The organism is Micromonospora sp. LZ34 (assembly GCF_052981855.1).
Window position 1 is genome coordinate 1 of the sequence record NZ_JBRIQN010000052.1, and the last position, 25478, is coordinate 25478.

21 protein-coding genes and 1 pseudogene are annotated in these 25478 nt (G+C 76.4%); 11 read left to right on the forward strand and 11 right to left on the reverse strand.

Going from position 1 to position 25478, the window contains the following annotated elements:
• Positions 1-273: pseudogene (locus ACVCAH_RS32070) on the reverse strand (helix-turn-helix domain-containing protein); the annotation flags it as partial.
• 385 nt (positions 274-658) lie between these two features.
• Between ACVCAH_RS32070 and metF the strand changes: the two are divergent.
• Positions 659-1576 carry a methylenetetrahydrofolate reductase [NAD(P)H] gene (gene metF / locus ACVCAH_RS32075; RefSeq protein WP_447139991.1) on the forward strand — a complete coding sequence of 306 codons (918 nt, stop codon included), beginning with the start codon at positions 659-661 and terminating at the stop codon, positions 1574-1576.
• Positions 1577-1620: 44 nt separating this feature from the next.
• Positions 1621-2313 carry a CDP-alcohol phosphatidyltransferase family protein gene (locus ACVCAH_RS32080; protein ID WP_447139992.1) on the forward strand — a complete coding sequence of 231 codons (693 nt, stop codon included), beginning with the start codon at positions 1621-1623 and terminating at the stop codon, positions 2311-2313.
• Between the two features lie 9 nt (positions 2314-2322).
• Here ACVCAH_RS32080 and ACVCAH_RS32085 read toward each other — a convergent pair whose 3' ends face one another.
• Genes ACVCAH_RS32085 through ACVCAH_RS32110 form a run of 6 tightly spaced genes read right to left on the reverse strand, consistent with a single transcriptional unit; the run spans position 2323 to position 7665 of the window.
• Positions 2323-3810 carry a phytoene desaturase family protein gene (locus ACVCAH_RS32085; protein WP_447139993.1) on the reverse strand — a complete coding sequence of 496 codons (1488 nt, stop codon included), beginning with the start codon at positions 3808-3810 and terminating at the stop codon, positions 2323-2325.
• A gap of 10 nt (positions 3811-3820) precedes the next feature.
• Positions 3821-4948 carry a glycosyltransferase gene (locus ACVCAH_RS32090; RefSeq protein ID WP_447139994.1) on the reverse strand — a complete coding sequence of 376 codons (1128 nt, stop codon included), beginning with the start codon at positions 4946-4948 and terminating at the stop codon, positions 3821-3823.
• Positions 4945-5835, reverse strand: coding sequence for a carotenoid biosynthesis protein (locus ACVCAH_RS32095; protein WP_447139995.1), 891 nt, complete (start codon positions 5833-5835; stop codon positions 4945-4947). The genes ACVCAH_RS32090 and ACVCAH_RS32095 overlap by 4 nt, the downstream gene beginning before the upstream one ends.
• Complete coding sequence (locus ACVCAH_RS32100) at positions 5832-6434, reverse strand: GNAT family N-acetyltransferase (RefSeq protein WP_447139996.1); 603 nt, start codon at positions 6432-6434, stop codon at positions 5832-5834. Before ACVCAH_RS32100 ends, ACVCAH_RS32095 begins: the two co-directional genes overlap by 4 nt.
• Positions 6431-7180, reverse strand: coding sequence for a monooxygenase (locus ACVCAH_RS32105; protein ID WP_447139997.1), 750 nt, complete (start codon positions 7178-7180; stop codon positions 6431-6433). Before ACVCAH_RS32105 ends, ACVCAH_RS32100 begins: the two co-directional genes overlap by 4 nt.
• On the reverse strand, positions 7177-7665 hold the full coding sequence (locus ACVCAH_RS32110; RefSeq protein WP_447139998.1) for a YbaK/EbsC family protein: 489 nt from the start codon (positions 7663-7665) through the stop codon (positions 7177-7179). Before ACVCAH_RS32110 ends, ACVCAH_RS32105 begins: the two co-directional genes overlap by 4 nt.
• A gap of 625 nt (positions 7666-8290) precedes the next feature.
• Between ACVCAH_RS32110 and ACVCAH_RS32115 the strand changes: the two genes are divergently transcribed.
• The 4 genes from ACVCAH_RS32115 to ACVCAH_RS32130 all read left to right on the forward strand — a co-directional run bounded on the left by ACVCAH_RS32115 (position 8291) and on the right by ACVCAH_RS32130 (position 15104).
• Positions 8291-8740 (forward strand): SAV_6107 family HEPN domain-containing protein, encoded by a 450-nt coding sequence (locus ACVCAH_RS32115; RefSeq protein ID WP_447139999.1) that lies wholly within the window; start codon positions 8291-8293, stop codon positions 8738-8740.
• Positions 8741-8832: 92 nt separating this feature from the next.
• Positions 8833-9627: a hypothetical protein gene (locus ACVCAH_RS32120; protein ID WP_447140000.1), complete on the forward strand. Its 795-nt coding sequence runs from the start codon at positions 8833-8835 to the stop codon at positions 9625-9627.
• Positions 9624-11366, forward strand: a complete 1743-nt coding sequence (locus ACVCAH_RS32125) for a DNA polymerase Y family protein (RefSeq protein WP_447140001.1) — start codon at positions 9624-9626, stop codon at positions 11364-11366. The genes ACVCAH_RS32120 and ACVCAH_RS32125 overlap by 4 nt, the downstream gene beginning before the upstream one ends.
• Positions 11367-11744: 378 nt before the next feature.
• Positions 11745-15104, forward strand: coding sequence for an error-prone DNA polymerase (locus ACVCAH_RS32130; RefSeq protein ID WP_447140002.1), 3360 nt, complete (start codon positions 11745-11747; stop codon positions 15102-15104).
• A gap of 67 nt (positions 15105-15171) precedes the next feature.
• Here ACVCAH_RS32130 and ACVCAH_RS32135 read toward each other — a convergent pair whose 3' ends face one another.
• Positions 15172-15891 (reverse strand): sulfite exporter TauE/SafE family protein, encoded by a 720-nt coding sequence (locus ACVCAH_RS32135; RefSeq protein WP_447140003.1) that lies wholly within the window; start codon positions 15889-15891, stop codon positions 15172-15174.
• A 206-nt stretch (positions 15892-16097) separates the two neighbouring features.
• On the opposite strand from ACVCAH_RS32135, the gene ACVCAH_RS32140 reads away from it, so the two are divergent.
• The 5 genes from ACVCAH_RS32140 (at position 16098) to ACVCAH_RS32160 (ending at position 20274) form a co-directional block, all read left to right on the forward strand.
• Positions 16098-16265, forward strand: coding sequence for a hypothetical protein (locus ACVCAH_RS32140; RefSeq protein WP_447140004.1), 168 nt, complete (start codon positions 16098-16100; stop codon positions 16263-16265).
• 164 nt (positions 16266-16429) lie between these two features.
• Complete coding sequence (locus ACVCAH_RS32145) at positions 16430-17197, forward strand: methyltransferase domain-containing protein (protein WP_447140005.1); 768 nt, start codon at positions 16430-16432, stop codon at positions 17195-17197.
• Positions 17194-18372, forward strand: coding sequence for an alkaline phosphatase family protein (locus ACVCAH_RS32150; RefSeq protein WP_447140006.1), 1179 nt, complete (start codon positions 17194-17196; stop codon positions 18370-18372). The genes ACVCAH_RS32145 and ACVCAH_RS32150 overlap by 4 nt, the downstream gene beginning before the upstream one ends.
• A gap of 131 nt (positions 18373-18503) precedes the next feature.
• Positions 18504-19763 (forward strand): DNA polymerase IV, encoded by a 1260-nt coding sequence (locus tag ACVCAH_RS32155; protein ID WP_447140007.1) that lies wholly within the window; start codon positions 18504-18506, stop codon positions 19761-19763.
• Between the two features lie 115 nt (positions 19764-19878).
• On the forward strand, positions 19879-20274 hold the full coding sequence (locus tag ACVCAH_RS32160) for a DUF3040 domain-containing protein (protein ID WP_088992747.1): 396 nt from the start codon (positions 19879-19881) through the stop codon (positions 20272-20274).
• Between the two features lie 310 nt (positions 20275-20584).
• On the opposite strand, the gene ACVCAH_RS32165 is transcribed toward ACVCAH_RS32160, so the two are convergent.
• Genes ACVCAH_RS32165 through ACVCAH_RS32175 form a run of 3 tightly spaced genes read right to left on the reverse strand, consistent with a single transcriptional unit; the run spans position 20585 to position 25428 of the window.
• Entirely contained in the window at positions 20585-23059 is a 2475-nt protein-coding gene (locus ACVCAH_RS32165) for a transglutaminase TgpA family protein (RefSeq protein ID WP_447140008.1), read from the reverse strand.
• Positions 23060-23075: 16 nt separating this feature from the next.
• Positions 23076-24374, reverse strand: coding sequence for a DUF58 domain-containing protein (locus tag ACVCAH_RS32170; protein WP_447140009.1), 1299 nt, complete (start codon positions 24372-24374; stop codon positions 23076-23078).
• Position 24375: 1 nt separating this feature from the next.
• Positions 24376-25428 carry an AAA family ATPase gene (locus ACVCAH_RS32175; protein WP_447140010.1) on the reverse strand — a complete coding sequence of 351 codons (1053 nt, stop codon included), beginning with the start codon at positions 25426-25428 and terminating at the stop codon, positions 24376-24378.
• Between the last annotated feature and the right edge of the window lie 50 nt (positions 25429-25478).

Below are 25478 nucleotides of genomic sequence, written 5' to 3' on the forward strand. Positions count from 1 at the left end.
GTCGGCCGGGTGCCCGACGTCCGGCGGGCCGGGTTCCGCCGCCAGCCGCGGCGGCGCGGCGACCAGCAGCGCGGCGTGCGGATCGGCCAGCCACCGCTGGGCCAGCGCGAGCAGCGCGGCCCGGGACCGGGCGCCCCGGCCGCGGACGGCCGGCGGCGTGCCGAGGTCCCGGGACCGGGCGGCGGCGGTGGCCAGCAGGTCGACCGGCACGGCCAGGACGACGGCGAGCCAGCCGAGCCAGAAGTCACCGGGACGCGCAGCTGCCGCTCCCACCGGGAGACCTCGTGCCGGCTGAGCGTCGGCACGCCGGCGGCGGCGCAGAGCTCGGCGGCCAGCCGTGGCTGGCTCCAGCCGCGGGCCAGCCGGAGCTGGGCGAGCAGCGGCCCGAGCAGCTGCGGGCCGGGCGGGGACGGCGTCATCGGTCCTCCCGGACGGGCGTCGGCACGGCGGCGGCGCGTCCCGCCGGGCGGGACCGGCGCGCCGCCGATCGGTTGCTGACCCCCGCGCGCCCCCGGTGCGGCCGTCCCCGGCCGGCCCACCCGCGCTGCCCCATGCGTACTCCGGGGGTACGACGTTTCCGGCGCGCGCCGGCCGGCCGGGTGTCCGACGGGGTGGGAAGGGCGTGGGTGTGACCGGCGCCGCCCGCTAGAGTCGTCACGTGGCGCTCGGTCTTCCCTCGGTCCTCCCCAATCCGCAGCCGGCGATCGGGGAGCTGATCCGCGACCGCCAGCCGACCTTCTCCTTCGAGTTCTTCCCACCGAAGACCGAGCAGGGCGAGCGGCTGCTCTGGCAGGCGATCCGCGAGCTGGAGTCGCTGCGCCCCTCGTTCGTCTCGATCACCTACGGCGCGGGCGGGTCGACCCGGGACACCACGGTCGCGGTCACCGAGCGGATCGCCACCGAGACCACCCTGCTGCCGATGGCCCACCTGACCGCGGTCAACCACTCCGTCGCCGAGCTGCGGCACGTGATCGGCCGGCTCGCCGGGGTCGGGGTGCGCAACGTGCTGGCCGTGCGGGGCGACCCGCCGGGCAACCCGGGCGGGGAGTGGGTACGCCACCCCGAGGGTGTGCTCTACGCCGAGGAGCTGGTCCGCCTGGTCCGCGACGCCGGTGACTTCAGCGTCGGGGTGGCCGCCTTCCCGTACAAGCACCCCCGCTCGCCCGACGTGGCCAGCGACACCGCGTACTTCGTCCGCAAGTGCCGGGCCGGCGCCGAGTTCGCGATCACCCAGATGTTCTTCGACGCCGACGACTACCTGCGGCTGCGTGACCGGGTCGCGGCCGCCGGCTGCGACACCCCGATCCTGGCCGGCGTGATGCCGGTGACCCAGATGGGCACCATCGAGCGGTCGGTGCAGCTCTCCGGGGCGCCGTTCCCGCCGGCCCTGGCGGAGCGGTTCGAGCGGGTCGCCGACGATCCGGAGGCGGTGCGCCGGCTCGGCATCGAGCAGGCCAGCGAGATGTGCCGCCGGCTGCTCGACGAGGGCGTGCCGGGGATCCACTTCATCACCCTCAACCGCTCCACCGCCACCCGCGAGGTCTGGCAGAACCTCCAGGTGGGCGCGCGGGTGTGAGCGTACGGGCCGCGACACCTCGGCCGCGGTGCGACGGTTGATCCGTGGTGGGCACACAGCAGCTGAAGTGGGACGACTACGCGACCGCCTGGGCCCAGCTGCACGGGGGGTTCGACCCCCGGGTGGCGGCTCCGGTGGTACGCGCCTGGCTGCGGTTCGCCTACCACGTCGGGTACGTGCTCGGCCGGCTGCGGGTCGGCCCGACCGCGGTGACGGTCGCCGGCGTGCTGCTCTGCGTCTGCGTGCCGGTGTTCGCCGTACGCCCGGGGGACGGGCCGTTCCTCGGGGCGCTGTTCGTGCTGCTGGCCGCGGTGGCGGACAGCGTCGACGGCGCGGTGGCGGTGGCCACCGGCCGGACCACCCGGCTCGGCTACGTCTACGACTCGGTCGCCGACCGGCTCGGCGAGGTCGCCTGGCTGGTCGCGTTCTGGCTGGTCGGCGCGCCGGGCGCGCTGGTGGCCACGGCCGGCGCGCTGTCCTGGCTGCACGAGTACGTCCGGGCCCGGGCGGTCGCCGCGGGCATGCGCGAGATCGGCGCGGTGACCGTGGGGGAGCGCCCCACCCGGGTCTCGGTGGCCCTGGCCGGGCTGCTGCTCGCCGGGCTGACCGGGCTGATCGAGCCGGACCTCGCCGCCGGCACCATCACCATGGCCACCGCGGTCTGGGTGCTGCTGGCCGCCTTCGGCCTGGGCCAGCTCCTCTCCGCCGTCCGCCGCGCCCTGCTCGACGCCGACTGACCCGGCGGCCTACCAGGCGGGGCCGATCTCGTCGGCGACGATCTGCGCGGAGAGGGTGACCATCGGCAGGCCGCCGCCGGGGTGGCTGGAGCCGCCGACCAGCCACAGCCCGCGCACCGGGCCGCGGTTGGCCGGGCGGAGCAGCCCGCCGGCCGTGCCGTAGATCGACCCGCCGGGCGCGCCGGCCACCGCGTCCAGGTCGGCCGGGGTGCGGATCTCCCGGAACAGCAGCCGGTCCCGCACGTCGACGCCGCGCGCGGCGAGCACGTCCAGGATCCGGTCGGCGTACGCCTCGGCCAGCCCGGGCCGCCGCCAGTCCACCGCGCCGGCGGCCTTGCCGTGCCGGGGCGCGTTGACCAGCACGAACCACGCCTCGTGCCCGGCCGGGCGGACCATCGGGTCGTCGGCCACGGTGACGAACACCGTCGGGTCGGGCGCCGGTCGGGCCCGCACCCCGCGCCCCGGGTCGCCGAAGACCGCGTCGAACTCGGCGTCGTGGTCGCGCGGGAAGAACACCGTGTGGTGCGCCAGGCCGGAGTCGCCGCCGACCCCGAGCAGCAGCACGAAGCCGGCCAGGCTGCGGTCGGTCAGCCCGGCCAGCCGGCGCGGGTCGGGCAGCAGGTCCCGGTAGACGGTGAGCGCGTCGGCGTTGGCCACCACCACGTCGGCGGGGACGGGCGCGGCGACCCCGGCGAGGCGTACCCCGGTCACCCGGCCGCCGGCGGCGTCGATCCGGGTGACCGCGGCGCCGGTCTGCACCACCACGCCGAGGTCCAGGCAGCGGGTCAGCAGCGCGTCGGCGAGGGTGCCCAGCCCGCCGCGCAGGTACCAGCCGCCGAAGGCCAGCTCGGCGTAGGGGACGGCGACCAGCGCGGCCGGGGCCCGGCGCGGGTCGGCGCCGGTGTACGTGGCGTACCGGTCCAGCAGCATCCGCAGCCGCGGGTCGGACAGGTGGCGGCGACCCAGCCCGCGCAGGCTCCGGCCGGGAGCGATCGCGGCCAGGTCGCCGAGCCGCCAGGCCAGCGCGGCCAGGTCCCGCGGGGAGCCCACCGGGCGGCGCAGGATGTCCTGGTGCGACGCCTGCCAGACCCGGCCGGCCCGGCGCCACAGCCGCTGCCAGTCCGCCGCGGCCCGGTCGCCGAGGGCCGTGCCGATCCGGGCGGCGAACTCGGCCGGGTCGGCGCACGAGTCCAGCGTCGGGCCGCCGCCGGGGAAGACGTGCCGGATGATCGGGTCCAGCGGCGCGAGGTCGAGGTACTCGTCGAGCTTCGCCCCGGTCGCCTCGAACAGGTCGTGGAAGACCTCGGGCAGGGTGAGCAGGCTGGGCCCGGTGTCGAAGTGGAACGATCCGGCCGGGGTGTCCCGTACGTGGCGGCCGAGCTTGCCGCCCACCGTGTCGGACCGCTCGAAGACGGTGACCTCGTGCCCGTTGGTGGCCAGCCGGGCGGCGGTGGCCAGCCCACCCACTCCGGCGCCGACGACCACGATCCGCGCCATGCCGCGCCTCCTAGGTGACCGGGCGGCCCCGCCAGGTCAGCCGGCGCCGCTTCCGCAGATGGTACGACCGCAGGGTCAGCCAACCGAGGACCACGACCGACACGGGGTGTGCCAGCGAGTCGGGCCACCACCGGCCGCCGGTCGTCCGGGCGGTGACCACCCGTCCGGCCACCCCGAGCAGGTACGCCGCCGCGGCGGCCGCCGCCACCGGCACCGCCCCGGCGGCGAGCGCGACCACCGCCAGCAGCGGCGGTGCGGTGTAGAGCAGGAGCAGCAGCGTCACCACCACGACCGCCGGGCCGGGGTGCCCGAACGAGGCCCAGAGCGACTTGGCGTAGCCGTCGCGCAGCTGCGGCCAGTTGTCGTACATCCGGCAGGTGGCCAGCCTCGAGCCGTCGGCGAGGGCGATCCGGCCGCCGGCACGCTTGATCGCCCGGGCCAGCTCGATGTCCTCCAGCACCTTGTCGGCCACCGCGACGTGCCCACCGGCGCGTTTGTAGCCGGCCCGGTCCAGCACCAGGAACTGCCCGCCGGCCGCGGCCAGCGCCGGCCGCGGTGAGCGTTCCATCGCGCGCAGCGGCAGGAAGGTCAGCCACAGCCACTGCAACAGCGGCTGGACCAGCCGGTCCGCCGCCGTCGCCACCAGGATCCTCGGGTACGGCGACAGCAGCGTCAGCCGCGCGGCGCGCAGCTCGGTGACCGCCGCCGCCACCGCGTCCGGGGTGAGCACCACGTCGGCGTCGACGAAGACCAGCGCGGTGGCCACCGGGTCGGCCCGGGTGGCCAGTTGCCAGCAGGCGTGCGGCTTGCCCAGCCAGCCCGGCGGCGGGGCGGTCCCCCGCAGCAGGGTGACCCGGGGGTCGTCGCCGGCCACCGCGCGGACCACCTCGGCGGTGCCGTCGGTGGACCCGTCGTCGAGCACGACGACGCGCAGCCCCGGTACGCCGCGCTGGGCGAGCAGCGCGCGCAGGCACGGGGCGACCCGGGCGGCCTCGTCGCGCAGCGGCAGCAGCACCGCGACCGGCTCGTCGACCGGAGCCGGCCGGTCGGCCGGGCGGCGCAGCCAGCACCCGGCGTTGACCAGCGTGTGCGCGGTCAGCGCGGCGACGCCGAGCAGCACCGCGAGGATACCGGTCATGCCGGCGCGTCGGCGTCGGCGCGCCGGGGCGGGTGGGACGCCGGCCGGTCCTCGCGGCGGGCCCGTAGCAGCGTCACGGCCAGCGGCAGCGCGGTGACCGACATGCCGACCGCGCCCCACAGCGCCGAGGCGGGCAGGTCGAGGAAGACCGCGTGGGCCAGCACGCTGGAGCCGTACGTCCACAGGTAGAGCGCGAACATCGGGTGGTCCCGCCGGTCGGTGCCCGCCACCGCCGGCCCGGCCAGCGGGCGCAGCGCGGCCATCAGCAGCACCGCGAAGAGCAGCCAGCCGAGGTAGTTGCTGACCGGGACGCCGGGCAGGCCGGGCAGCGCCGGGGTGGCGTCGCGCCAGACCCAGTGGCCCTCGGCCACCATCTGCGGGTCGAGGAAGAGGTCCCAGGTGGCCAGCCCGAGCGCGGCCAGCGCGATCCGCCGGACGCCGCTCCGGCCGGCCCCGCCCGGCGGGCCGCTGTCGGGCGGTGCGCCGGTGCGCCGGGCCGACCAGCCGCCGGCGGCCGGGGTCCGGGTGAGCCGGACCGCGGCCAGCCAGGCCGGCCAGGCCATCCAGGTCCACGCCAGCGGGATGACCAGCGGCACCCCGGCCAGCTTCGGGCCCAGCTGCCCGGAGTAGTCGTAGCTGCCGAACGGGAAGCCGGTGGCCACCCCGAGCGCCTCGATCGCGAACCCGCCACCGGTGGCCACCGCCACCAGCGCCGCCGCGGTACGCGCACCCCGGCTGAGCAGCGCGTGGCCGACCGAGAGCAGCCAGCCGAGGAGCACCGTGGCCACGGTCAGCCGGGCCCGGGTCGTCCCGGTGGTCAGCGGGTAGCAGATCTGCGCCAGCACCAGCACGGCCAGCAGCGCCCAGCAGATCCGCTGCCGGCTCATGGCGCGGCCGGGCCGGGCGGGGCCTGCGCGGAGTGGGGCGGGGCCGACGCCGGGCCGGGGGGCGGGAGGGGGAGGTCGCGGCCGAGCACGCCGAACGGGCGCTCGTCGCCGGGGAAGTGGAAGTCGCGCAGGATGTCGACGAAGCCGAACCGCCGGTACAGCCGCCAGGCCCGGGACCGCTGCTCGTCGGCCTCCGGGGTGGAGAGCAGGGTGGTCGTCCCCTCCGCCATGGTGAGCAGGGCGCGCAGCTGCCGCGCGCCCAGGCCGTGCCCCTGCGCCGGCGGCCGGACGTGCAGTTCGACGACCTCGAAGCAGTCGGTCAGCCAGCGCTGCCGGGCGGCCGGGTCCAGCGCCCGCCAGACCTGGTCGTGCCACCACTGGCCGGGGGCGCCGAGGTAGCCGTAGCCGAACCCGGCCAGGTGCCCCTCGGTGGTCAGGCTGGCGACGGCGCGGAAGCCGGGCCGGCGGACGTGGGTGGCGATGTAGCCGCGCCGGGCCTCCAGCAGGTCGATGCGGTAGCCCATCGCCTCGCCGTAGACGGCCACCACGTCGTCCAGCCGCCGGACGAGATCGTCCGGTGTCCACCGCACCAACCTCATGCCCGCCCGCCCTTCACCGTCGCCACGTCGCCGTCCGCGACCCACCCCAGCACCGTCCGGTCACCGACCACGTCGCGCACCGCGAACCGCGCGAAGAGTTCCTCCGCGTACCACCCCTCGGCGGGGGTCCGCATGATCGCGGCGCGGTGCTCCGGGTGACGGTACGCGAACGACACCAGGTCCGCCGGGGCGCGCCACACGCTCACCGTGCCCTGCCAACCCAGCGGGGCCTCGCCGACGCCGAACCGGGCGAGCAGGCCGGGCGCGGCGTGCAGGGCGGCGGCCACCGGCGGGACCGCCCGCCAGAAGGTGACCGCCCGGCGGGGCCGCAGCCGGGCCCGGGTCAGCGCCAGCACCGGGCCGTCGACCGGGCCGCCGGGTGGCTCGCCGAACGGCCGGCGGCCGGACCACTCGCCCCGGCTGGTCAGCGGGCGCAGGTCGAGCCGGACGGCCGAGCGGGCGATCCGGGCCCAGGCCCGGCCCACCGGCGAGGTGTCGAAGCCGGCCGCGGCGGCGGGGGAGTCCCACACCGCCAGCGCCGCCCACCGGGTCAGGTCGGCGTCACCCGGCCCGAAGCCGGTGCCGGTCCCGGTGCCGAGCAGCTTGCCGAACCGTACGCCCGGCACGGCGCGCAGCCGGCGCGGGTCGAGCGCCATCCGGGCCAGCGCCCGGGGCAGCGCGGGGCGGGAGGTCCGCCACACGTGCAGGGTGACCAGTTCCGGGACGGCCCCGGCGGCGTCGCTCACGCCACGTCGGCCGGGGTGCCGGCGGTGATCCGGAGCAGTTCCGGGTACGTGGTGGGGAAGACCGCCTGCGGCACCCCGCCGGCGGCCCAGATCTCGTCGTACTTTTCGAGGGCGGTGTCCACCAGGGTGCGCAGCGCTCGCGGGTGACCCAGCGGGGCCACCCCGCCGATCACCTGCCCGGTGTGCGCGCGGACGAAGTCGGGGGTGGCCCGGCGCAGCCGGGTGACCCCGATGGAGGCGGCCAGCCCGGCGGTGTCCACCCGGTGCGCGCCGGAGGTGAGCACCAGCAGCGGCGCGCCGTCGGCCTCGAACACGAGCGAGTTGGCGATCTGGCCGACGCCGACGCCGAGCGCCTCGGCGGCGGCCGCGGCGGTGTGCACCGCCTCGGGCAGCAGGCGGACCGCGCTGGGCGCGCCGGAGGAGTCCCGTGCGCCGGCGTCGTCGAGCGCGTCCTGCACCGCCCGTACGTTCGGGTGTGGCTGCATGCCGCCATTCTCCCCGTACGCCGGCCGCCGCCTCACCCCGACCACGCCGTTGCCCCGGTGCGGGTCGGGTCGGCCGGCGGGATCCCGGCCCGCGGGCTTGATCGACTCAATGTCGCCGAAATGGTGGTGTCCGGGTGGCTCGGATACCGCCACATCGCCGAACTGGAGGTTCCGGGACGCGTCGATGGGTTACCGGACCGGGCCTGCGGCCCGCCCCGTCGACCGGCCGCGCGTCACACGTTGCATTTTCGTCGGAGGGAGGGTGTACTGTCAGCAGCAGTTAGAACGAGTGTTCGATTGCCTCGAACGCCCGTTCCAACCAGCCCGGAGCGGTGTTTCGCGGCGCCGGCTCCGGGCGGTGCGGCTCCGCGGGCCGCACCTGGGTTCCGGGCAGTCGCGAGCCCGGTCCCGTCAAGGCAGGAGCGTCGCCCGCCGCCCACGACCCCCGGGCGGCGGGCGACGAACCCGCCGGTACGCCGGCCGGGTGTGGTGTGGGGAAGCGTCCACACCCGGCCGGCCCCCACATCAGGTGCGTCTTCCTCCGCACCACTCGACCCGGCGCCCCGCCGGCGGATCCGTCCGTCGCGGTGGGGTGGCGACCCGGCCACGTGGAGGAGACAGTCCCATGCCGACCAACCCGGCTCAGGCACCGACGGTGCCGGCGCACGTGCTGCCGCACCGCACCCCCGCCCAGCTGCTCGCGGTGGCCCGCCAGGGGCTGGCCGAGGCCGCCCGGACCCGTCCCGACGGCCTCCGTTACGCGGCCGCCCACCTGGCCGCGCTGCGCGCCGCCGCGGCCCTGCTCGCCGCCCGGGCCCGTCCCGCGCCGACCCGGCGCAACCGGATCACCAGCGTCTGGGTCCTGCTCACCGGGGTCGCCCCCGAGCTCGACGAGTGGGCCCGGTTCTTCGCCGCCGGCGCCGGCAAGCGGGCCGCCGCCGAGGCCGGCATCCCCCGGGTGGTGACCGCCCGGGAGGCCGACGACCTGCTGCGCGCCGCCGAGCAGTTCGTCACGGTGGTGGAGGCCGCGCTCGGCGTGGCCCACCAACCGGCACTCGACGGTCTGGCCGCCTGACCCGTGGCACCCGGCCGTCCGGCGGGGGGAGCCGGGCGGCCGGGGCGCCACGCGCACATCTGATCCGAACAGCACGACGGGGGGTAGGTCCGATGGCGGGCCGCATGGTGGTCGGTTCCGCCGCACTGGCCGGTCTGGTCCGTCCGGCGAGCGCGCCGGACCCGGCGGGCGGCCACCGGGTGCTGCCGGTGGCCCCGGAACTGACCGGCCTGCTACCCAACCGCGGGCTGCGCCGCGGCAGCACCGTCGCGGTCGCCACCGGCCAGCCCCGGCGCAGCGGCGGCACCTCGTTGGTGCTGGCGCTGCTCGCCGAGGCGTCCCGGGCCGGTTCGTGGTGCGCCGTGGTCGGGGTGCCGACGTTCGGCGCGGGAGCGGCCGCCGAGTACGGCATCGCCCTGGACCGGCTCGCCCTGGTGCCCAACCCGGGTCCGGAGTGGGCCACCGTCGTCGCCGCGCTGATCGACGGGGTGGACGTCGTGGTCACCGCCGTGCCGGCCACGGTCTCCGCCTCGGTCGCCAACCGGCTGGCCGCCCGGGCCCGCCAGCGGGGCAGCGTGCTCGTCCCGTACGGCCGGTGGGACGGCGCGGACGTGACGTTGCAGGTGGTCCGAGGGGTCTGGGAGGGGCTCGGGCCGGGTCGCGGGCGGCTGCGCCGCCGGGAGGTCACCGTCTCGGCGCGCGGGCGCGGGGCCGCCGCCCGGCCCAAGGAGGTCAAGGTCTGGCTGCCCGGCGACGGGCTCACCCGGGTCATCCCCCGACCGGCCGCCGCCTCCGTCGCCTCCGCCACCGGCCGGTCGGCCGCCGGCCGGCTCCGCCCGGTGCCCCCGGTCGGCCCGTCCGCTCCCGCCGGGCGGCGCGGCACGCTCACCCTGGTCGGCCCGGCATGAGCGACGCGGCCGACCGGTCCGCTGCGCCGCCGGCCCGGGGCGACGGGCCGGTGCGGACCCTGCTGCTCTGGTGCCCGGACTGGCCGGTGCTCGCCGCCGAGATCGTCGACGGGGTGCCGGCCACCGACCCGGTGGCGGTGCTGCACGCCAACCGGGTGATCGCCTGCTCCGAGCGGGCCCGTGCCGAGGGGGTGCGTCGCGGGCTGCGCCGGCGGGAGGCGCAGGGGCGGTGCCCGCAGCTCACCGCCGTCGACCACGACCCGGGGCGGGACGCCCGGGCGTTCGAGCCGGTGGTCGCCGCGGTCGAGGAACTGGTCGCCGGGGTCGAGGTGGTCCGCCCCGGCGCCTGCGCGGTGGCGGCCCGCGGCCCGGCCCGCTACCTCGGCGGGGAGGAGGTGGCCGCCGAGCGGATCGTCGAGCACGTCGCCCAGACCTGCGCGGTGGAGAGCCAGGTCGGCATCGCCGACGGGGTCTTCGCCGCCGGGCTGGCCGCGCGCGGCGGCCGGGTGGTCCCGCCCGGCGGCACGCCGGAGTTCCTCGCCGCGCTGCCGGTGGAGGCGCTCGGTCGCCCGGCGCTGGCCGACCTGCTGCGCCGGCTCGGCGTCCGCACCCTCGCCGACTTCGCCGCGCTGCCGGCCGGCGACGTGCTGGCCCGGTTCGGCTTCGACGGCGCGCTGGCCCACCGGCTCGCCGCCGGGCGGGACCACCGCCCGCTCGCCGTCCGGCAGCCCCCGGTCGACCTGGCGGTCACCGCCGGGTACGACGATCCGCTCGACCGGGTCGACGCCGCGGCCTTCGCCGCCCGCGCGCTGGCCGAGCAGTTGCACGACCGGCTCGCCGGGCACGGGCTGGCCTGCACCCGGCTCGGCATCGAGGCGGTCACCGCGCACGGCCAGGAGCTGCACCGGGTCTGGCGGCACGACGGCCTGCTCACCGCCGCGGCCATCGCCGACCGGGTGCGCTGGCAGCTCGACGGGTGGCTCTCCGGCAGCAACGGCCGGGCCGGAGCCCGCCCGGCCCGGCCGACGGCCGGCATCATCCGGCTGCGGCTGGTCCCGGACGGGGTGATCGCCCAGGTCGGCCTGCAACCCGGCCTGTGGGGGGAGACCGGTGAGGAGCGCGAGCGGGCGCACCGGGCGTTGAGCCGGGTGCAGGGCATCCTCGGCCCCGAGGCGGTGGTCACCGCGGTGCTCGGCGGCGGACGGTCCCCGGCCGACCAGGTGCGCCTGGTGCCGTGGGGGGACGAACGCCTCCCGACCCGCCCCGGCCGGCCGATGTCCCTGGGCGGGCCCGCGGCGCCGGGTCAGCCGGTGCCGTCGGGGCGGTCGACGTCGTCGGGTCAGGGGGCGCAACCGGGCCAGGGCGGGTCGGCGCGGTCGGCGCGGTCGGGCCGGGCGGCGGGGCGGAGCGAGCCGCCGTGGCCGGGCCAGCTTCCGCCCCCCGCACCGGCCGTGGTGCTGCCCCAACCGCTCGCCGCCACCGTGCACGACGCCGCCGGCGAACCGGTCGTGGTCAGCGCGCGACTCCAGCTGAGCGCCGCCCCGGCCCGGCTCACCGTCGGCACGGCCAGACCGGCCGAGATCGCCGGCTGGACCGGCCCGTGGCCGGTCGACGAGCGCTGGTGGGCGCCGGCCGAGGCCCGGCGTCGGGCCAGGTTCCAGGTCTGCCTCGCCGACGGCGCCGCCCTGCTGCTGGCCGTCGAGGCGGGGCAGTGGCTGGTGGAGGCGATCTATGACTGAGCGGGTCACCGGCCGGCCCGCGACGACCGGAGTGACCGGCGCGGTCCTCGTCGCCGGTGGGCGCCGGGCCGGGAGGCGCCTACCCGGAGCGGCAGGTCCGCCCGACCGGCGCCGGCGTGGGGCACCTGCTTCCGTGCACGGTGTTCCTGTGTGGGCCGGGTCTGGGTCCGGGTGTGTTCGTCGTGGGGAGGCACCCTTCCTCATCAGGGGTATTCCGGAGAGAAATATTTATGCCTCTCCGGAATATCGCTTCCCGGTGATGGTGTCGTCGCGAAGCTCCCGCGAGCCGCGGGTCGCCCCGCCGGTCGGACCGGGGCGACCCGGCGACCAGCCGGGAGGGCGGCCGGGGTCCGCCGCGAGCGGACGCGGGGTGGCCGGATGAGCTTCCACAACCCCAACCTGCCCTGGTCCGAGCTGGAACGGGTGCTCTCCGGCCGGGCCGGCGGGGACCGGCCGGAGCGGCACCTGCACGTGGTGGACCCGTTGGCCGTCGACGCCGACGGCGGGGACTCCCCGGCCTGGACCCGCAAGCGGCAGCAGTACCGGCCACCCGAGCTGGCCCGCCCGGACGACGCGGTGCCGTACGCCGAGCTGCACGCGCACACCAACTTCAGCTTCCTCGACGGCGCCAGCCACCCCGAGGAGCTGGCCGAGGAGGCGGCCCGGCTGGGGCTCACCGCGCTCGCCGTCACCGACCACGACGGCTTCTACGGGGTGGTCCGGTTCGCCGAGGCGGCCCGCGCGCTGCACCTGCCGACGATCTTCGGCGCCGAGTTGTCGCTCGGCCTGCCCGGCCCGCAGAACGGTGAGCCCGACCCGCTCGGCCGGCACCTGCTGGTGCTCGCCCACGGCCACGAGGGGTACGCCCGGCTGGCCGCCACCATCGCCCGCGCCCAGCTGCGCGGCGGGGAGAAGGGCCGTCCGGTCTACGGCGAGCTGGAGGAGGTCGCCGCCGAGCTGCGCGACCACGTGCTGGTGCTCACCGGCTGCCGCAAGGGGCACGTGCCGGCGGCGCTGCTCACCGAGGGGGTCGACGCGGCCGCCCGTGAGCTGGACCGGCTGACCGCGCTCTTCGGCGCGGAGACGGTCGCGGTGGAGCTCACCGACCACGGGCACCCGGTCGACGCCGACCGCAACGACGCGCTCGCCGACCTGGCCGCGGCGGCCGGCCTGCCCACGGTGGCCACCAACAACGTGCACTACGCCACCCCCGCCCGGCGCCGGCTGGCCACCACCGTGGCCGCCGTCCGGGCCCGGCGCAGCCTGGACGAGATCGACGGCTGGCTGCCCGCGGCGGCCACCGCCCACCTGCGCAGCGGCGCCGAGATGGCGGCCCGGTTCGCCGCGTACCCGGGCGCGGTGGCCCGGGCCGCCGAGTTCGGCGCCGAACTCGCCTTCGACCTCCAACTGGTCGCGCCCCGGCTGCCGGCGTACCCGGTGCCGCCGGGGCACACCGAGATGAGCTGGCTGCGCCACCTGACCTACTCCGGCGCCCGGGAGCGCTACGGCCCGCGGGCGGCGCACCCGAGGGCGTACGAGCAGCTCGAGCACGAGCTGGACATGATCGAGGAGCTGGGCTTCCCCGGCTACTTCCTGGTGGTCTACGACATCGTCGCGTTCTGCCGGGAGCAGGACATCTACTGCCAGGGCCGGGGCTCGGCGGCGAACTCGGCGGTCTGCTACGCGCTGCGGATCACCAACGTCGACGCCGTCCGGCACCGGCTGCTCTTCGAGCGCTTCCTCGCCCCGGAGCGGGACGGCCCGCCGGACATCGACGTGGACATCGAGTCCGACCGCCGGGAGGAGGTGATCCAGCACGTCTACGCCCGCTACGGCCGGGAGCACACCGCCCAGGTCGCCAACGTCATCTCCTACCGCCCCCGCTCGGCGGTGCGGGACGTGGCCAAGGCGTTCGGTTTCTCCCCCGGCCAGCAGGACGCCTGGAGCAAGCAGATCGACCGCTGGGGCACGGTCGCCACGGTCGACGTGGAGGACATCCCCGAGCAGGTCGTCGCGTACGCCAACGAGCTGCAGACGTTCCCCCGACACCTGGGCATCCACTCCGGCGGGATGGTGATCTGCGACCGGCCGGTGATCGAGGTCTGCCCGGTGGAGTGGGGACGGATGCCCGGCCGCAGCGTGCTCCAGTGGGACAAGGACGACTGCGCCGCGGTCGGCCTGGTCAAGTTCGACCTGCTCGGGCTCGGCATGCTCTCCGCGCTGCACTACGGCTACGACATGATCGGGATGAGCCTCGACCTGGGTGACATGACGCTGGACGACCCGGAGGTCTACGACATGCTCTGCCGGGCCGACTCGGTCGGGGTGTTCCAGGTGGAGAGCCGCGCCCAGATGGCCACCCTGCCCCGGCTCAAGCCGCGGGTCTTCTACGACCTGGTGGTCGAGGTGGCGCTGATCCGTCCCGGCCCGATCCAGGGCGGCTCGGTGCACCCGTACATCCGGCGCAAGAACGGCCAGGAGCCGGTGGAGTACGCCCACCCGCTGATGCGCAACGCGCTGGAGAAGACCCTCGGCGTGCCGCTGTTCCAGGAGCAGCTGATGCAGCTCGCCATCGACCTGGCCGGCTTCGACGCGGCCGAGGCCGACCAGTTGCGCCGGGCGATGGGGGCCAAGCGCTCCGCCGAGCGGATGGCCCGGATCGCCGACCGGCTCTACGCCGGGATGGCCGAGCGGGGCATCACCGGTGAGCTGGCCGACGACGTCTACCGCAAGCTCTCCGCGTTCGCCAGCTACGGCTTCCCGGAGAGCCACGCGATGAGCTTCGCCTACCTGGTCTACGCCAGCTCCTGGCTCAAGCGCTACCACCCGGCTCCGTTCCTGGCCGCGCTGCTCAACGCCCAGCCGATGGGCTTCTACTCGCCGCAGACCCTGGTCGACGACGCCCGCCGGCACGGGGTGGAGGTACGCCGGCCGGACATCAACGCCAGCGGCGCCAAGGCGGTGCTGGAGTCCACCCCGCAGACCCGGTGGGGCAGCGAACCGGGGGAGCCGCCGCACGCCTGGGGGCTGGACGGACCGGCCGTCCGGCTGGGACTGTCCAGCGTGCGTACCCTCGGCGACGAGGTGGCCGAGCGGATCGAGGCCGAGCGGACGGCGCACGGGCCGTACCGCGACATGCCGGACCTGGCCCGGCGGGTGGGTCTCACCGCCGCGCAGCTGGAGGCACTGGCCACCGCGGACGCCTTCGCCTGCTTCGGGCTCACCCGGCGGCAGGCGCTCTGGGCCGCCGGGGCGGCGGCCCAGGACCGGCCCGGCCGGCTGCCCGGCACGATCACCGGGGCGACCCCGCCGGCCCTGCCCGGCATGGAGGCGGTGGACCGGCTGGTCGCCGACGTCTGGGCCACCGGGCTCTCCCCGGAGACCCACCCGGCCCGTTTCATCCGCCCCCAGCTCGACGCCGTGGGCGCCGTGCCGATCGCCAGGCTCGGCCGGGTGGAGCCGGGCCAGCGGATCCGGGTCGGCGGGATCGTCACCCACCGGCAGCGCCCGGCCACGGCCGGCGGGGTCACCTTCCTCAACCTGGAGGACGAGACCGGCATGCTCAACGTCACCTGCTCGCCGGGGCTGTGGCAGCGCTACCGACGGGTGGCCCGGACCAGCACCGGGCTGGTGGTGCGGGGCCGGTTGCAGCGGCACGAGGGCGTGCTCAACCTCGAGGCCGACCGGCTGGACGCGATCGAGCCGCCGGTCAGCCCGGCCTCCCGCGACTTCCGCTGACCCGCCGGCGGCACGGCAGCCGGGGCCGGGCCGGCGGTGCCACGTCCGCCCGTGCGGTCACCCTGCCTCAGCCGGCCAGGCCGGTGAGGGCGGTGCCGGCGCTGCCGAGCAGCCCGAGCAGCACGATCCGCCGGAACAGCACCGGGTCGATCCGGTGGAACACCCGGTTTCCCAGCCACCAGCCCAGGGGCACGGCGGGCAGCGCGACCACGGCGGTCCGCGCCACGTCGAGGTGCACCTGACCGGTCGCGGCGAACCCGGCCAAGCCCATCAGCCCGGTGCCGGTGAACGTCGCGGCCAGGGTGGCCCGGAAGGTGCGCGGGTCGTAGCCGAGGGAGTGGAACGCGGCCACCAGCGGCGGTCCGTTGGTGCCGGTGGCGGCGGTGAGCACCCCGACGAGCACCCCGACGACGCTGAGCCCGACCGGGCCGGTGCGGATCCGGACGCCGGACCAGACCAGGGCCACGCAACCCAGCACCACCACCGCGATCACCGCGCCGAGCGCCCGTTCCGGTGCCCGCGCGAGCACCAGCAGGCCGAGGGGCAGGCCGAGCAGGGCGGTCCCGGTCAGCGCCGCCGCGATCCGCCACCGGGCGTACGCGCGTTCCCGGACGGCCGCCACCAGGGTCAGCCCGATGCCGGTCAGCGCCGAGACCACCACCGCGCTGCGGGGATCGATCGCGGCGGCCAGCAGCGGCACGGTCACCAGCGCGTAGCCGAAGCCGCTGACCGCCTGGGCGAAGGCGCCGAGCAGCACGATGCCGAACGCGGTGACCAGCAGGAGCATGCGCCCAGCCTGACGAGGCCTTCGGCAGCGCCGAACGTCGACCGCTCCGGCGGAGATCCGCGCCACACGCCGAACCGGTTCAACAGCGAGCGGCATCGTTCTACGTGATCCATTTGTTCCAGGAAGCGTTCCAGTTCCTGCACATGGGCTCACGCTGGTGCAGGTGAAGCTCGGCAACCGGTTCGTGTTCTACGAGGGGAGGACCGATGAGCGAGACGTACCACGAGGTGGCGAACAGCCGCCGAACCCGGCTGGCGGCCGACTGGCACCCGCACCAGTGCCAGGCCCGGGAATACCCGGTCACCGACGGACCGGTGGCCAACGCCCGGCGCTCGCGGGTCGAGAAGGACCCCGAGGGCGGGGCGGAGTCGTGATCACTGCGGTCGAGCGGACCGCCGCCGCTGACCTACCTGCGTGACGAGGAATGTTCGCCGGCAGCGTGATCGCCACCGTCCCGATGATCATCCTGTTCTTCCTCGCCCAGCGGCACTTCGTCGAGGGCATCGCCACCACCGGCCGCAAGGGATGAGTGGATCGGGTGACTAGGCTCGACCGGGTGGAGCAGACCCCAGGCCGGTTCGCCGGGCCGCCGCTGACCCCCCGTACCGCCGTGATCTGGTCGGTGCTGCGCGCCGAGCTGGACCGTCGTGGCGACGCCGAACTGACCGTGCTCGACGTGGGCGGCGGCACCGGTGGCTTCGCCGTCCCGCTCGCCCGGGCCGGCCACCGGGTCACCGTGGTCGACGCCAGCCCGGACGCGCTCGCCGCGCTGACCCGCCGGGCCGCCGAGGCCGGGGTCGCCGGGCGGGTGCACGCCGTGCAGGGCGACGGGGACGCGCTCGCCGGGCTGGTCGAGCCGGCCGGCGCCGACCTGGTGCTCTGCCACGCCGTGCTGGAGGTGGTCGACGACCCCGCGCCGGTGGTGGCCGCGCTGGCCACCGCGCTGCGCCCCGGCGGCGCCGCGAGCGTGCTGGTCGCCGGCCGGGCGGCCGCCGTGCTCGGCCGGGCGATGAGCGGGCACCTGGACACCGCCGCCACGCTGGCCGCCGACCCGGCCGGCACCGCCGGGCCCCGGGACACCCTGCGCCGGCGCTACGACGCCGACGGCGCCGCCGCGCTGCTCGGCGCCGCCGGGCTGGTGGTCGAGGAGATCCACGGCGTACGCGTGCTCGCCGACCTGCTCCCCGCCGCCGTCGCCGACGGCCAGCCGGGCGCCCTGGTCGAGCTGGAGCGGACGCTCGCCGGGCGGTCGCCGTGGCGCGACCTGGCCGCCCAGCTGCACGTGTTCGCCCGCCGGCCGGCATGACGGAACGGTCCGAACCGGCCGGCGCACCCGACCCGCTGGCGGTGGTCACCCCGCGCTACGGCACCGGCAGCCTGGCCGACGTGCTGCCCAGCGCGCTGGCCGTGCTCGGCGTGCCCGGCGCCACCGACCCGCTCGGGCTCGCCGGGGCGCTGGCCGGGGTACGCCGGATCGCGGTGCTGCTGGTCGACGGCCTCGGCTGGTACCAGATCCCGACCGCCGCCCCGTACGCGCCGACCCTGGCCGGGCTGGCCGCGACCGTCGGCCGGCCGCTCACCTCGGGCTTCCCGTCCACCACCCCGACCAGCCTGGTGACCCTCGGCACCGGCGCCGCGCCGGGCGCGCACGGCGTGCTCGGCTTCACCGTCCGGGTGCCGGGCAGCGACCGGGTGCTCAACCACATCGAGTGGGCCGGCGACCCGGCGCCGCTGCGCTGGCAGCCGGTCCGCACCCAGCTGGAGCGGGCCCGGGCCGCCGGGGTCGCGGTGACTGTGGTGAGCCGCCCCGAGTTCGGCGGCAGCGGCCTCACCGTGGCCGCCAACCGCGGCGGCGACTACCGCGGCGCGGCCGGCGTGGACGCGCTGGCCCGGGAGATGCTGGCCGCCCTCGCTGCCGGCGACGGGCCGACCCTGGTCTCCGGCTACCACCCCGACCTCGACCGGCACGGCCACCTCACCGGCGTCGACTCGGTCCCCTGGCGGCACGCCGCCACCGAGGTGGACGCGCTGCTCGCCCGGCTGGTGGAGGGGCTGCCGGCGGACGGCGCGCTGCTGCTCACCGCCGACCACGGGCAGCTCGACGTGCCGGCCGGGCACCGCTTCGACCTGGACACCGACCCCCGGCTGCGGGCCGGGGTGCGGGTGGTCGCCGGCGAACCCCGGGTCCGCTACCTGCACGTGGCCCCCGGTGCCACCGCCGACGTGGTGTCCGCCTGGTCGGCGGTGCTCGGCGACGCGGCCCGGGTGCGTACCCGGGAGGAGGCGGTGGCCGCCGGCTGGTTCGGCCCGGTGCCGGCGGAGCACCTGGGCCGCATCGGTGACGTGGTGGTCGTCTGCAACGACACGTACGCGGTGATGGCCACCCGATCGGAGAAGCCGCTGGCCTCCCGGCTGGTGGCGTACCACGGGGCGGACACCGCGGCGGAGATGACCATCCCGCTGTTGGTCGTCCGCGGCTGACCCGGTCGGGTCGCCGACCCACGGCCCGCGGGCCGCACCCCCGGTGGCCCGGGTCACGTCCGGAGGGGCCGAGCCGGCGCCGGCCGGTGCTGGCCGGCGGCGGTGTCGCACCCAGGGGCTAACCTGCGGCAATGGGTCGCAGTCAGTCGTTGCCGCGGGGCGGTGACCCCCGCTTCGGGCCGGACGCCGACGACTCCGGCTGCCCGATCCTGCACGTCGACATGGACGCGTTCTTCGCCTCGGTGGAGGTGCGCCGCCGGCCCGAGCTGCGCGGCCGGCCGGTGGTGGTCGGCGGGATCGGCCCGCGCGGGGTGGTCAGTTCGGCCAGCTACGAGGCCCGGCGCTACGGCGTCCGCAGCGCCATGCCCACCATGCGGGCCCGGGCGCTCTGCCCCCACGCGGTCTACCTCCCGCCCGACTTCGGGCAGTACACGGCCGCCTCCCGGGCGGTCATGCAGATCTTCCGGGACGTCACCCCGCTGGTCGAGCCGCTCTCCCTGGACGAGGCGTTCCTCGACGTGGCCGGGGCCCGGCGGCTCTTCGGCTCGCCGGCCGCCATCGCCCGGCTGATCCGCGAGCGGGTCGCCGCCGAGCAGGGGCTGACCTGTTCGGTCGGGGTGGCGCCGAGCAAGTTCGTGGCCAAGCTCGGCTCGACCCGGGCCAAGCCCGACGGCCTGCTGGTCGTCCCGGCCGGGCGGGTGCTCGACTTCCTCCACCCGTTGCCGGTGTCGGCGCTGTGGGGCGTGGGGGAGCGGGCGGCGGAGACGCTGCACCGGCTCGGCCTGAACACTATCGGCGACCTCGCCGAGGCACCGTTCGGCATGCTGCGCCGGGCGGTCGGCGAGGCGTCCGCGACCGGACTGCACGAGCTGGCCTGGGGCCGTGACCCGCGCCGGGTGAGCCCGGAGCACGTGGAGAAGTCCATCGGCGCCGAGGTGACCTTCGACGCCGACGTGGCCGACCCGCTGGAGATCCGCCGCGCCCTGCTCGCCCTGGCCGAGAAGGTGGGCGCCCGGCTGCGCCGGGCCGGTCAGGTCGGGCGGACCGTGTCGCTTAAAGTGCGGTTGGCCGATTTCCGCACCGTGAGCCGCTCCCGCACCCTCGCCGTGCCCACCGACACCGGCCGGGAGATGTTCGACACGGTCTGGGCGCTCTACACCGCGCTCGATCCCGGCGAGCGGATCCGGCTGGTCGGCGTCCGGGTGGAAGGGCTCGCCGGGGCGGCGGAGACCCCGCGCCAGCTCACCCTGGGCGCGCCCGAGCGCGGCTGGCGGGAGGCGGAAGCTGCCGCCGACGCCGCGGCTGCCCGTTTCGGGCGGTCCGTCATAGGTCCGGCCAGTCTGCTCGGCACCCGGGATCCGCGACGAAATGAAAATCCACCCCGGCCATAGGTCGTCCCGCTTTCCGACGCGCGACCCCCCTCGTAGACTTGCGGGTAAGCAGCCGGTTGGCTGCCACGGTCTGTCGGTCCGCCCGGGCCGACCAACGTGACCGGGGAGGAGTGCCGTGCCGCTCTCGGAGCACGAGCAGCGGCTGTTCGAGCAGATCGAGCGGTCGCTTGCCGAGGACCCCAAATTCGCCTCGGCCGTGCGCGCCAGCGACCCGCGTTTCCACGCGCGGCGTCGCCTGCTCGTCGCTGCCGGCGTGATCATCGCTGGCCTGGCCCTGTTGGTCTACGGCGCGGTGATCAAGACTCCGCCGCTGGCAGTGGCGGGTTTCGTCGTCATGCTGGCCTCGGCCGCGTTCGCGGTGCAGTCGCATCGCCGGGCGCAGTCACCCGACCTGCACGTCGTGGGCGGTACGACGAGTCGTCGCCGTCCCCGCGGTCGTGCCGGCCGACGGCCGTCGATCCTGGACCGGCTGGAGGACCGGTGGCGGCAGCGCCCGGAGGGGCACCGCTGAAGCCGACCCGCCGCTGAGGCGGGCACCCACCGCTCCAGGCGGATCGCCGGGACGTCCCCCGGCGACCTTTGACGTTTCTCCGCGCCCCGCTCCGCCGCCGGTCGCCCCACCGCCCGCCTGCCGCTGGGCGATCCGCGAACCGGCTGCCGCTGGGCGACCTGCCCTCCGTCCGCTGCGCGGCGCCGATCTTCCCGCTGCGGCGAGGGTGATCTTCGCGTTGGGGCCAGCCTGATCTGCCCGCTGCGGCCACCGGCCCTCGTGCCGGCGGTGTCCGGGTGGGCGGCGGATGCCCCCGCCCACCCGGAGCGGGTCAGCGGGCCATCCGGCCGGCGAGCAGCCGGCGCGGGCTCCAGCGCAGCAGCCGGTAGCGGACCCGTCCTGCCGCCGTCACCAGGCGGGACGAGGTGTCGGCCGCGGCGAGCCGCCAGCGCAGCAGCACCGACGGCGGGAGCAGCGCCGCCAGCAGTCGGGTACGCCGGCCGGCCTGCCCGGCGAGCGCGCCGCGTACCGACCGCAGGGCCGGGAGCAGGTCCTCGCCGGTGAGCGGGTCGCGGGCGTAGCGGGCCCGTTCCTCCGCCCGCCCGAGCAGCCGTACCGCCGTGACGGCACCGGCGTCGGCGCTGAGCGCGTCCCGGACCAGGCGGTCCGCGGTGGCCCGGGGGGTCTCCGTGCGGTCCACCCGGACCCGGAAGTCGACCAGGGTGTCGAGCAGTTCGTCCCAGGCGGCGTGCGCGTCCGCCCGGGCCCGGTCGGCGTCCACGCCGAGCACGACCATCCGCGGCCCCTCGGCGGGTGCGTCGCCACCCGCCGCCTGCATCGCCGCCGTCGGGACGGCGGCCACCCGGCCGCCGCGCCGCCGGCGCAGGGCCAGCCGGCGCAGCGCCGGCAGGGCGAGCAGGGCGAGCAGAGCCAGCGCGCCGGCCGCCCACCAGGGCCAGACCGGGGCCTGCTCGGTCGGCGCGCTGTCGCCGATCGCCAGGCCGGAGTCCGGGTCCTCCTCCGGGGAGTCCGGGCCCTGCGGGCCGGCCGACGCCTCGGTCTCGCCCGGAGCGCTGGTCGTGCCCGGCTCGGGCGTCGTCTCCTCCGGTGCGTCGGTGTCCGGCGCCCAGGCCGAGCGGGTCGAACCCGGCACCGAGTACGCCGGGGTGGCGTCGAACGGCACCCAGCCCATCTGGTCGAAGTAGACCTCCGTCCAGGCGTGCAGGTTGCGGTTGGTCAGCGTGTAGGTGTCGCCGGAGCGGTTGCTGCCGTTGGTGAACCCGAACGCCACCCGGGCCGGGATGCCGGCGGCCCGGACCAGCCAGGCCATCGCGGCGGCGTACTGCTGGCAGTAGCCGACCTTGTTGGTGAGGAAGTCGACGATGTCCTGGCCGCTGGTGCCGACCTGGGTGCTCAGCTGGTAGCTGAACCCGTTGTCCGCGGAGAAGTGGTCGTAGATCGCGCGGACCTTGTCGTACTCGGTGCGCTTGCCGCGCACCAGCGACCTGACCAGCTCGTCTACCTCGGCCGCCGGCGGCACCGCGGTGTACTGGCGCCGCGCCGCGTGGTCGCTGCCCAGCGGTCGCGCCTGGCGCAGGGTGTCCGGGCTGTACGTCGAGCGCACGTACTCGAACGAGTAGCGCTTGTCGCGGGAGTCCTCTCGGTTGGAGAAGAGGATGGCCCGGTTGTCGTCGTAGAGCCAGTTCCCGTTCAACTTCTCGGTGCGCACCGGTTGGGCGTAGACCGGCAGCAGCGGCATGTCGAGGTTCTTGGTCACCTCGACCGTGGCCCGGTAGCGGTTCTGCGCGACGCCCGGGTGGATGCCGTCCGCCGGGTCCGGCAGGTCCCGGTTGGCCGGCCGGCCGGTGGGCGGGGTCACCCGGAAACCGTCCGGCCGCAGCTCGTCGGCGACCCCGAAGCGCAGATAGAACGGCTGCGGCTCGTTGGTGGTGACCTTGACCAGGTCGGCGACCTCGGACTGGTTCAGCTGCCCGCTCAGCGCGGCGAACAGGTTGATCCGCCCGGGGTTGCCGCCCTGCCCCGGCCGACCGGTGCCGTTGCCGGTGCCGGAGCCCAGAGTGTCCAGCAGGCCGCCGGTCATCCCGGGCACCGCCAGCGGCAGCACCACGGCCAGCGCCACGCCGAGCACCGCGAGCCGCCGTCCGGCGGCGGCCAGCGGGGAGGACTCCCAGACGTCCACGTCGCGGCCGTCGCCGGTGAACCGGCGGCCGAACCGGCGCACGCGGTCCACGTTGTCGGTGACCAGCAGCCAGAGGTAGCCGGCGGCGCCGACCACGAACGGCACCGGCGGGACGCTGTCCACGTAGACCGCGACCGGCACCGAGTAGATGGCCAGCATCGGCAGCCCAGCCAGCGCCGGGCGGCGCAGCCCGACGGCGAGCACGTCGACCACCACGGCCACCCCGCCGATGCCGAGCACGGTGAGGAACAGCAGCGGGTCGGTGTCCGGGACCTTCACGCCGTACGAGCGCATGTCCTGCATCGAGCCGCTGAGCAGGTCGGCGAAGTGCCCGAAGGTGGCCGGCGTCGGCACGAAGGCGACCAGTTCGGTGCCGCCGGGGAAGAGCCAGGTCAGGGCGAGCGTCAGGCCGGCCAGCATGGCCAGCACCTGGCCCCAGAGCGGGGCCCGGACCAACCGGGCGAGCGCGGCCACGGCGGCGACCACGGCCACCGCGATGGTGGCCTGGATCAGCCACGTCCAGCGTTCGAAGATGGCCGACAGCGGCGCGGCGGCGAGCAGCGTCGCCGCGGCGGCGACGAAGCCCAGGTTCCGGTGGGCGATCATGAGGGGAGCCTTCCGTTCATCGCACGCCGCCGGCCACCGTCTCGGCCAGCGCCGCCCGCAGCGCGAAGCCCTGCGAACCCCGGGCCGCCTGCGGCCACAGCGCCGGCAGCCGGCCGCCGTGGTCGACGCCGATCACCCGCCATCCGCTCTGCAGCAGGGCCAGCGCGGCGGCGCCGTGCGCCTGGTCGGCCTCGGTCCGGGCCTTCTCCGGCAGGTTGAGCCAGGTGGAGCTGTGCAGCAGGAAGCCCACGCAGGTGGCGCCGTTGCCGCGCAGCCCGGCCAGCAACTCGGCCTCGGCGGTGCTCAGCGTGCCGAACAGGCCGATGATCAGGCCGCCGTCCGAGCGCTGCCGGACCCGCTGCACCAGCGTGGTGATCTCGACCTGCTTGTCCAGCCGGACCTCGGCGAGGTGGTCCAGGAGCACGCCGTCGCCGCTCGCCTCGGAGGCGTCCACGTCCGCCCCGGAGCCGGTGACCAGGCGCAGCTTGTAGCCGGCCTGGCGCAGGTGCACGGCGATGCTCGCGGCGGCCGAGACCGCCCACTCGAAGCTGGCCGTCGGGCCGTCGCCGCGGTGGCCATACGCCCTGGTGTCCAGCACGACGGTGGCGCGGCTCTCCCAGGGCTGCTCCTCCCGCCGGACCATCAGCTCGCCGGTGCGCGCGGTCGACTTCCAGTGCACCCGGCGCAGGTCGTCGCCCACCCGGTACTCCCGGGTGGCGGCGTCGTCCTCGCCGTGTACCGCCACCGAGCGGGCCCGGCTGTCGCCGCTGCCGGCGTACTCGCCGGGCAGCCGCACCGAGGGCAGCGGGGTGACCTGCGGGATGACGGTCAGGTGGTCGGTGCTCGGGAAGGCGCGGCTGAGCTCGCACAACCCGAACGGGTCGGTCATCCGGACCACCAGCGGCCCCACCTCGTACCGGCCGCGCACGTCGGCCCGCACGGTGTACGCCACCGAGCTGGCCTGGTGCGCGCCGAGCCGCTCCAGCACCACCCGCGGCCGGCTGCCCAGCGCGTAGGGCAGCCGGTCCTCCAGCAGCAGGGTGCCGGTGGGCAGCCGGGACAGGTTCTGCAGCCGCAGCACCACCCGCGAGCTGGCCCCGACCGGCACCCGGTGCGGGTCCAGCGACCGGTTGCAGGCCAACTTGTAGCGGCTGCGCCCGACGTAGGCCGCGGCGAGCAGCGGCAGGATGGCGAGCAGCACGGCGACCCGGAGCAGGTCCTTCTCGCCGAGGATCGCCGACGAGATCGCGGCGGCGACCGCGGCCGCCAGGAACGAGCGGCCCCGGGTCGTCAGCCCCCGCAGCCCTTCGCGCACGTCACGGCCTCCGCGGCTCGTACGGCGGCCGACCCTGGCCCTGGCTCGGCCGGGTGTCGTAGGGGGAGCGCTTGCGGTCGTGCGGCAGCGGCAGCCGGTGCACCAGCTCGGCGACGATGGCGTCGGTGGTGCGGCGGGCCAGCTGGGCGTCGGCGGTGGGGATGATCCGGTGCGCCAGCACCGGCACGGCGAGCGCCTGCAGGTCGTCGGGGAGGACGTAGTCGCGCCCCTCCAGCGCGGCCACCGCGCGGGCGGTGCGCAGCAGCTGCAGGGTGGCCCGGGGCGAGGCGCCCAGCCGCAGGTCGGGGGCCTCCCGGGTGGCGGTGACCAGGTCGATCGCGTACTGCTTGACGGCGTCGGCGACGTGCACCTGCCGGACGTGGGCGATCAGCCGGCGCACGGTGTTGGCGTCGGAGACCGGCCGCAGCTCGTTCAGCGGGTCGGTGGCGCCGTGCCCGTCCAGCATCGCCAGCTCCGCGCCCGGGTCCGGGTAGCCCATCGCGATCCGGGCGGTGAACCGGTCGCGCTGCGCCTCGGGCAGCGGGTAGGTCCCCTCCATCTCGATCGGGTTCTGGGTGGCGATCACCATGAACGGCGTCTGCAGCTGGTAGGTCACACCGTCGACGGTGACCTGCCGCTCCTCCATGCACTCCAGCAGCGCCGACTGGGTCTTCGGGGAGGCACGGTTGATCTCGTCGCCGACCACCAGGTTGGCGAAGACGGCGCCCGGCCGGAACTCGAAGTCGTGCGTCTCCTGGTTGTAGACGCTGACCCCGGTCACGTCGCTGGGCAGCAGATCGGGGGTGAACTGGATGCGGCGCACCGAGCAGTCGATCGACCGGGCCATCGCCTTGGCCAGCTTGGTCTTGCCGACGCCGGGGACGTCCTCGATGAGCAGGTGGCCCTCGGCCAGCAGCACGGCCAGGGCGAGCCGCACGGTGGCGGTCTTGCCCTCGATGACCTGCTCGATGTTCGAGACGATGGCTTCGCTGGCGGCGCGGAACTCGTCGTGCGGCAGCAGACCGCCCACCTCGTCCCAGGTCTGTTGTGTCACGGGCCTCCTCCTCGTCGCCGATCACGGCAGCTCTGTATAGAGCACCTGGA

Excerpts from the sequence above, each read along its gene's own strand:
- ACVCAH_RS32165 (WP_447140008.1), bottom strand. The coding sequence starts at position 23,059 with ATGATCGCCCACCGGAACCTGGGCTTCGTCGCCGCCGCGGCGACGCTG.
- ACVCAH_RS32100 (WP_447139996.1), bottom strand. The coding sequence starts at position 6,434 with ATGAGGTTGGTGCGGTGGACACCGGACGATCTCGTCCGGCGGCTGGAC.
- ACVCAH_RS32130 (WP_447140002.1), top strand. The coding sequence starts at position 11,745 with ATGAGCTTCCACAACCCCAACCTGCCCTGGTCCGAGCTGGAACGGGTG.
- ACVCAH_RS32125 (WP_447140001.1), top strand. The coding sequence starts at position 9,624 with ATGAGCGACGCGGCCGACCGGTCCGCTGCGCCGCCGGCCCGGGGCGAC.
- ACVCAH_RS32090 (WP_447139994.1), bottom strand. The coding sequence starts at position 4,948 with ATGACCGGTATCCTCGCGGTGCTGCTCGGCGTCGCCGCGCTGACCGCG.
- ACVCAH_RS32115 (WP_447139999.1), top strand. The coding sequence starts at position 8,291 with ATGCCGACCAACCCGGCTCAGGCACCGACGGTGCCGGCGCACGTGCTG.
- ACVCAH_RS32120 (WP_447140000.1), top strand. The coding sequence starts at position 8,833 with ATGGCGGGCCGCATGGTGGTCGGTTCCGCCGCACTGGCCGGTCTGGTC.
- ACVCAH_RS32155 (WP_447140007.1), top strand. The coding sequence starts at position 18,504 with ATGGGTCGCAGTCAGTCGTTGCCGCGGGGCGGTGACCCCCGCTTCGGG.
- ACVCAH_RS32095 (WP_447139995.1), bottom strand. The coding sequence starts at position 5,835 with ATGAGCCGGCAGCGGATCTGCTGGGCGCTGCTGGCCGTGCTGGTGCTG.
- ACVCAH_RS32085 (WP_447139993.1), bottom strand. The coding sequence starts at position 3,810 with ATGGCGCGGATCGTGGTCGTCGGCGCCGGAGTGGGTGGGCTGGCCACC.
- ACVCAH_RS32150 (WP_447140006.1), top strand. The coding sequence starts at position 17,194 with ATGACGGAACGGTCCGAACCGGCCGGCGCACCCGACCCGCTGGCGGTG.
- ACVCAH_RS32140 (WP_447140004.1), top strand. The coding sequence starts at position 16,098 with ATGAGCGAGACGTACCACGAGGTGGCGAACAGCCGCCGAACCCGGCTG.
- ACVCAH_RS32110 (WP_447139998.1), bottom strand. The coding sequence starts at position 7,665 with ATGCAGCCACACCCGAACGTACGGGCGGTGCAGGACGCGCTCGACGAC.
- ACVCAH_RS32135 (WP_447140003.1), bottom strand. The coding sequence starts at position 15,891 with ATGCTCCTGCTGGTCACCGCGTTCGGCATCGTGCTGCTCGGCGCCTTC.